This window comes from Bacteroides sp. AR20, assembly GCF_964250605.1.
GTDB classification, from domain to species: domain Bacteria; phylum Bacteroidota; class Bacteroidia; order Bacteroidales; family Bacteroidaceae; genus Bacteroides; species Bacteroides uniformis.
In genome coordinates this window covers 119524-126019 of sequence record NZ_CAXUGK010000009.1, presented here as the reverse complement: position 1 = coordinate 126019, position 6496 = coordinate 119524, and the positions used below count along the sequence as shown (strand labels likewise).

The following is a 6496-nucleotide window of genomic DNA, read 5'->3' as shown; positions in this document are numbered from 1 at the left end:
ATGCTTAAAGATACAAAAAAGGCAACTAACTCGCAATGAATTAGTTGCCTTAAATTTTATTATTTTAGGAATATCCCTATCCAATTAGAAGGTTTATGTTCTTTTCTTTCATCTTTTCGATATTCTCTTCCGAGATATTGCTGTCTGTGATGAAAGAATTTACCATAGATATTGAACCTAAACTGGCAAATGCACTAATTCCTATCTTGGAGGAATCAGCTACCAGAATGACTTCCTCGGCGGCTTTTATCATGGCCGATTTAACCATCAGATCGCTGAGGCTCGGATAGGTCAGACTCATGTCTGGGGATATTCCTGCTGTGGCAAGGAATAGTTTGTTGGCATGGAAACCTTTGAGTGAATCGGCTGCCATCTTTCCTGTCAATGAAAGGGTGGGTGCTTTGAATTCTCCTCCTGTCACAATGAGGTTGATGCCTGGATTTTCGCCCAATATAAGTGCTATGTTCAGAGCATTGGTAATGACGGTCAGCTCTTTGTATTGTGTAAGTAGTTTGGCTATTTCTGTGGTAGTAGAACCGGAGTCGAGAATGATACATTCACCTTCACTGATAAACGACGCTGCTTTTTGGGCTATTTCTCTTTTTTCCTCAATATGGGTCTGATTGAAAACCTTTCCGGTTTTTGCAAATGAGCCCACATCCTTCAGGAAGGCTCCGCCGTGTTCTCTTTGGATATACCCTAATTTTTCAAGGGCTTCCAGGTCTTGTCTGATTGTTACATCCGTTACATTGAAAATCCTGCTTAATTCTTGAACTTTTGCATGCCCGTCTTCGCGGATAAGGTCCAGAATCTTGACTCTTCTTTGGTTTAGTGCCATATCTACTTTATATATTGTTGTTTCTACGATAATCCTGTATATCTTTGATCGCTATAATCCTCAGTCGGAACTTTTTTGCCATTTCAAGTAGTTGTGGCAAGCGGGCCATTGTCCCATCCTGGTTCAGTATTTCAATGAGAGCGCCGCCGGGTGTCAATCCTGCCATTCTTGTCAGGTCGAGTAATGCTTCTGTATGTCCGTCACGTCCCAATACTCCGTCCTCATGTCCGTAAAGGGGGAAAATGTGTCCGGGACGTGCCAGTTCCGAGGGCTTTATATTACCGGTAACCAAAGCACGTATGGTAGCGGAGCGGTCATAGGCGGAAACTCCCGTTGTGCAGCCATAGCCCTTCAGATCGACGGACATGGTGAACGGCGTGCCTAAAAGGGAAGTGTTGTCTTCCGACATTGGGGGCAGTTGGAGTTCTTTGCAACGTGAACGCGGTAGCGGTACACAAAGAAGCCCTCTTCCGTGTGTAATCATGAAGTTAACAATGTCAGGAGTTATTTTTTCACCGGATACAATAAAATCGCCTTCGTTTTCTCTATTTTCATCATCGACAACTATCACTATTTTCCCTTGTCGAACCGCTTCTATTCCTTCGTCTACAGTATTGAGCATTGTATAATCATTTAATTTTTCCGCAAAGGTAGTCAGAAAAAGTCAAATGAAAGTCTATTCTTGCTGTTTTTCTTCTTTTTTATTCTATATATTATCTTTTGCACTGTAGTTCCTTTCTCTTTTTTATTTATTTGTTTCGTTTTTCGCCCTGGTCTAATTATAAAGTATGTTAATAAACAATGGAAAACTTTCGTTTTCTTTCGTTTTGTGGTTTTTATTTGTTTTCTTTGCAAGGAAATGAAAGCAAATAAGCTATGAAAACAAAAGAATTGACTCTTCAATCAGAAAGGAATCGAAAAAGATTAATTGAAATTATCTATAAGGCAAAAGCCGGTCATATCGGCGGAGATTTGTCTTGCCTCAATGTTCTTACGGCTCTTTACTTTGATGTGATGAATGTGAATGCGGACAGTCCTAAAGATGATTTGCGTGACCGTTTCATTTTGAGCAAGGGGCATTGTGTGGAGGCTTTGTATGTGACGCTGGAATCCAAAGGGTTTATAACAGAAGGCATTTTGGATACATTGGGACAATATGGCTCTATCCTTTCGGGACATCCCACTATCGGAGTTCCGGGTATTGAAGTGAATACCGGAGCCTTGGGACATGGTTTGTCTGTTGGGGTAGGTATAGCGATAGCTGCCAAAATGGACAACAGGGATTATAAAACCTATGTGTTGATGGGGGATGGTGAACAGGGTGAAGGTTCCATCTACGAAGCAGCAATGGCTGCCCGGCAGTATAGATTAGATAATTTGGTGGCTATAATAGACCGTAATCATTTGCAGATTAGCGGAAATACGGAAGATGTGATGGGAATTGATGATATCCATGATCGCTGGACGGCATTCGGCTGGGAGGTAAAGGATATGAATGGTGACGACATGGAAGATATTATCCGGACTTTCCGTTCCATTGATTATGCAAACCGTCACCCTCATTTGCTGGTGGCTCATACGACAAAAGGGAAAGGAGTATCTTTCATGGAAGGGGTAGCTAAATGGCATCATGGGGTTCCGAGTAACGAACAGTATGAACAGGCCATTCAAGAAATATCAGAAAGAATTAAGGATTTAGAATATAATTGATATGATAGCTTGCAGAAAAAGTTTCACCGACACTTTGTTGTCATTGGCTCGGATGGACAAGGACATCATTGCTGTGACGACGGATGCCCGTGGCTCGGTGACGTTAAATGATTTTGCCAAAGAATTGCCGCAGCAATTCGTGGAGTGTGGTATTGCGGAGCAGGATGCTGTGGGTATTTCAGCCGGGTTGGCTCATAGCGGAAAGAAAGTGTTTGTATGTGGTCCGGCTTGTTTTTATGTGGCTCGTAGCTTGGAACAGGTAAAGGTGGACTTGGCTTATAGCCAGAACAACGTAAAAATATTGGGAGTAAGTGGAGGAGTAGCTTACGGAGCTTTGGGGGCTACCCATCATAGCTTACACGACATTGCCGTGCTGCGTACTTTTCCCGGAATGAATATCGTGTTACCTTGCGATGCCCGACAGACTAAAAAACTGGTTGAGCTTTTGGTTGATTATCCCGAACCGGTTTATGTACGTGTAGGTCGTGCAGCAGTTCCCGATGTCTATGAAAATGATGATTTTGATTTTGCCATAGGTAAGGCCAACATGTTGCTGGACGGAACAGATCTGACTATTATCGGAACCGGTGAAACCGTATACCACACACGTCAGGCGGCTTTGAAGTTACGCGAATATGGTATTTCGGCCCGGGTATTGGATATGTCCTCTATTAAACCTTGTGATGAGGAAGCTGTTTTGAAAGCCGCTTCCGAAACCGGGCGAATCATCACGGTTGAGGAGCATAGCCAGTATGGAGGTCTTGGGGCGATGGTGACTGAAATCATATCCGAGCATCCCGTACCGGTGAAAATCCTGGGTATCCCTGATGAGAATGTGGTGCATGGGAACTCCCTGGAAATTTTTGCCCATTATGGACTCGACTCATCCGGTATCGTGAAAACTGCCCTTGACTTCCTTAAGTAACTCCGATTCGATAAATTTGAAATCAATTAGCCTTTAATAATACCTGAAATGGAAAACCTGATAATTGCAATAGACCAAAGCACCTCGGCTACCAAAGCCATGCTATTCAATGAGAGGTGTGAAATGCTGAGGCGCGTCAATGTCACCCATGAACAATATTATCCCAAATCCGGATGGGTGGAGCATGATGCTGAAGAAATTTATCGGAATGTACAGAAAAGTATAGCCGAACTGATAAAGGAGGAAGTGGCAGACAATATGTATTCGTTGGCCATCACCAATCAACGTGAAACAGTGGTTGTATGGAATAAGCATACGGGCAAACCGATATGCAATGCTGTGGTATGGCAATGCATGCGTGGTGCTGATATCTGTAATGAGTTGAAAGCCAGTGGGTACAGCGAAATAGTACAGGCGAAAAGCGGTTTGCTATTGGATCCTTATTTCTCAGCCAGTGGTGTGAAGTGGATACTTGACAATGTGGAAGGAGCCCGTCAGGCTGCTGATAACGGTGACTTATTGATGGGAACCATTGATACGTGGCTGATTTGGAAATTGACTGATGGTAAACGCCATGTGACAGATTATACCAATGCTTCCAGGACTCTTTTGTTTAATATTCATACGATGCAATGGGACAGTGACCTGCTGGAGCTATTTACCATCCCCGAAACTATGATGCCTGAATTACTGCCATGTGATGCTGTTTTTGGAGAAACTACGGTGGGAGGATTATTTAAGAATCCTATTGTCATAGCCGGTGTATTGGGGGATTCACACGGTGCACTGGCCGGTCAGATGTGCTTTGAAGAAGGGCTGGGCAAGGTCACTTATGGAACCGGCTCATCAGTGATGGTGAATATTGGTGAAAAAGCTGCCGTTGCTCCCCGTGGATTGGTCACTTCCATCGGTTTTGCCGCACTTGGAAAAATATTCTATGCTTTTGAAGGCAATATCCATTGTACTGGTGCTACCATCAAGTGGCTAGAACAGAGATTGCAGATGATTAGTTCGCCAGACGAAGCGGAAGAGTTGGCGGCTACAGTAAAAGACAATGGAGGTGTGTATGTCGTACCGGCTTTTGCCGGGTTGGGAGCTCCTTGGTGGCAAGGGGATGTAAAGGCTGCCATTTTAGGGATGACCTTAGGTACCGGGAAACCGCATGTTCTCAGGGCAGCACTTGAATCCATAGCCTATCAAGTGAATGATTTGGTCAGAGCGATGACCAGTCAGGCAGGTATAAAGCTGAAAGAAGTCAGAGCCGATGGAGGACCTACAAAAAATAAATTCCTGATGCAGTTCCAGGCCGACTGCTTACGTGTACCGATCAATTGTTCGGATGTTGAAGAAGCTTCGGCCTTGGGAGCCGTTGTAATGAACGGAATGGCTCGCAAGATATGGACGAGCTTTGAGCAGGTGTCCGTATTACGCCGGAGCCGCTACCGCATAGAGCCGCAAAGTAACCTATCACAGGTAGAAAAATGGTGTGAAGGCTGGTTGAAAGCGGTAAACCAATTAATCAGATAAATATTTTCAAAGTATAATTTAAATACCCACTATCTACAATGAAAAACAAGGAAAGAATGTGTTTCGGTATAATTATCGGCACTCGTGCTTATTTTAATTCAGAATTGGCTAAAGATGTTCGCAAACAATTGTTGAAAACACTTGCCGACGAAGGCTATGATTATGTGATCTTACCTGAAGACGCTACTCCTACCGGCAGTAGCAGTATTGAAACCCGCGAAGACGGATTGAAGTGTGCGGAACTGTTCCGACAGAATCGTGACCGCATTGACGGCATTATAGTATCTCTACCCAACTTTGGCTTTGAGATTGGAATCATCAATGCTATCAGCGTGGCCGATTTGAATGTCCCCGTTTTGGTACAGGCTTGTGACGACGAGAACGACAAGGTGGATCTGGACAGCCGCCGTGATGCTTTTTGCGGTAAGATTTCTGTTTGTAACAATCTGTATCAATATGGCATACCTTTTACAGATACCACGCTACACACCTATTCTATATACTCCGAATTACTGGCCAAGGATATCAATAAGTTTGCTGGTATCTGTCGTGTAGTCAATGGCTTGCGCCATGCACGTATCGGTGCTATCGGTGCTCGTCCGGCTGGTTTCCAGACTGTACGTGCAAGTGAGAAACTGTTACAGAAGAGTGGCATTACAGTCGTTCCGGTCGACCTTTCTGAAATACTCGGTGCTGCCCGTAAGATTGAGGATACGGATGCGGAGTTGCTGAAGAAGCTTGAAGAAATTAAGTGCTATGCGGCAGTTCCCAAGGAATATAGTGACAAGCTGGTGCTTCAGGCAAAATTCGGTGTGGCTGTAGAACGTTGGATCGAAGCCAATCAGATTGATGCTGTTGCTGTTCAGTGTTGGGACTCTTTGGAACAAAATTATGGTTGTGCAGCATGTGTGACAATGAGTATGCTGGGTGAAAAATTACTTCCTGCCGCTTGTGAGGTAGATATTGCCGGCGCTGTGTCCATGTATGCTTTGACATTGGCAGCGCAAGGTCAATCGGCATTGCTTGACTGGAATAACAATTTTGCAGAAGACCGGAACAAATGTGTATGTACCCATTGCGGTAACTTCCCGAAATCGTTTGTCAGAAATGACTTGAAGCTTGGTACACTGGGCGTTTTGGGACGTACGCTGGGCAAGGTCAATACATTCGGTGCCGTATATGGTAAAGTGACCAAAGGTGATTTCACATTCTTCCGTATTTCCACAGATGATACAAAAGGCGCTATCAAGGCTTATTTGGGTACTGGTGAAATCACGGATGACCCGTATGGAATGGATGGATGCATAGCTGTCACCAAGGTGAATAACTTGCAGACTCTGATGAAGTATATTTGTAAAAATGGTTTTGAACATCATGTGGCTATGGTTCGCAATGATGTGAAGGAAATTCTGAACGAAGCCATCGAGGACTATTTGGGCTGGAATCTATATGTGCATGAATGAAAAGTAAACACACGGTAAACAACAGAAGATAAA

6 protein-coding genes are annotated in these 6496 nt (G+C 44.0%); 4 read left to right on the top strand and 2 right to left on the bottom strand.

Features of this window, described 5'->3' with window-relative positions:
- Nucleotides 1–76 precede the first annotated feature (76 nt).
- Together ACESTD_RS07015 and ribB are read right to left on the bottom strand one after the other, a co-directional pair.
- Nucleotides 77–838, bottom strand: coding sequence for a DeoR/GlpR family DNA-binding transcription regulator (locus ACESTD_RS07015; RefSeq protein WP_005830261.1), 762 nt, complete (start codon nucleotides 836–838; stop codon nucleotides 77–79).
- Nucleotides 839–845: 7 nt separating this feature from the next.
- On the bottom strand, nucleotides 846–1460 hold the full coding sequence (gene ribB / locus ACESTD_RS07010) for a 3,4-dihydroxy-2-butanone-4-phosphate synthase (protein WP_005834656.1): 615 nt from the start codon (nucleotides 1458–1460) through the stop codon (nucleotides 846–848).
- 254 nt (nucleotides 1461–1714) lie between these two features.
- On the opposite strand from ribB, the gene ACESTD_RS07005 reads away from it, so the two are divergent.
- From ACESTD_RS07005 to ACESTD_RS06990, 4 genes are read left to right on the top strand one after another with little or no spacing between them, the layout of a single operon-like run.
- Complete coding sequence (locus ACESTD_RS07005) at nucleotides 1715–2548, top strand: transketolase (RefSeq protein ID WP_005830255.1); 834 nt, start codon at nucleotides 1715–1717, stop codon at nucleotides 2546–2548.
- Between the two features lies 1 nt (nucleotide 2549).
- A complete protein-coding gene (locus tag ACESTD_RS07000) occupies nucleotides 2550–3473 on the top strand; it encodes a transketolase family protein (RefSeq protein WP_005834658.1) in 924 nt (307 codons plus the stop codon).
- Between the two features lie 48 nt (nucleotides 3474–3521).
- Nucleotides 3522–5000, top strand: a complete 1479-nt coding sequence (locus tag ACESTD_RS06995; protein ID WP_005830250.1) for a glycerol kinase — start codon at nucleotides 3522–3524, stop codon at nucleotides 4998–5000.
- A gap of 38 nt (nucleotides 5001–5038) precedes the next feature.
- A complete protein-coding gene (locus ACESTD_RS06990) occupies nucleotides 5039–6463 on the top strand; it encodes an L-fucose/L-arabinose isomerase family protein (protein ID WP_005830248.1) in 1425 nt (474 codons plus the stop codon).
- Nucleotides 6464–6496 lie beyond the last annotated feature (33 nt).